1 protein-coding gene is annotated in these 625 nt (G+C 38.4%); it reads left to right on the forward strand.

The annotated features are described in order from the left end of the window. Positions 1 to 331 precede the first annotated feature (331 nt). Positions 332 to 532, forward strand: a complete 201-nt coding sequence (locus QMD21_07870) for an NAD(P)H-dependent oxidoreductase (GenBank protein MDI6856680.1) — start codon at positions 332 to 334, stop codon at positions 530 to 532. Positions 533 to 625: the final 93 nt, after the last annotated feature.

Genomic DNA, 625 nt, shown 5'->3' on the forward strand with positions numbered 1-625 from the left:
GGAAAATTAAAGCCTTTAATGGACAACATCTCTGACATTTATTCTGAGTTTAAAATAGAAGTAGATAAGTATCTCTCAAAGATTGAAAAAATAAATCCTATAAGTTTTATGGATTTCATCTAGCAGGACTTCGGCACTCCGCCCAAATCTAGCAAAGCTGGACTCCAATATGCTCGAAAAGTCAGGCGAAAGAACTACCGAATCAGGTGAGGAAAATGAAATTATTTAAAAGGAGGTAATTAAAGATGAAACTATTAGCCATAATGGGAAGTCTGCGTAAGGGTGATAGTTATCAAATAACCAAGCTAGTCGGAAAAAAAAGTTGAAGGGTTTGGGGGATGTTGAATTTAAATATCTATTCCTCAAAGAAATTAATTTGGAATTCTGTCGTGGTTGCGGTGATTGCATGGCAAAGGGCGAAGAGTTCTGCGCGATAAAGGATGATGCGCCCGCGATTAAAAAAGAAATACTAAGCTCGGATGGAGTGATATTTGTCTCGCCTGTTTATATTAATCAGGTTACTGGTTTTTAATGACATCCTCCACACCGTAAACGGTGTGGTTTCCTAGGCTGCGAACTGCTTTAGTGTGGTCTGATGCAACTCTTTTTGTCCTTTCACATACTC

The sequence above is a fragment of the Candidatus Thermoplasmatota archaeon genome (genome assembly GCA_030018475.1).
Lineage (GTDB): Archaea > Thermoplasmatota > JASEFT01 > JASEFT01 > JASEFT01 > JASEFT01.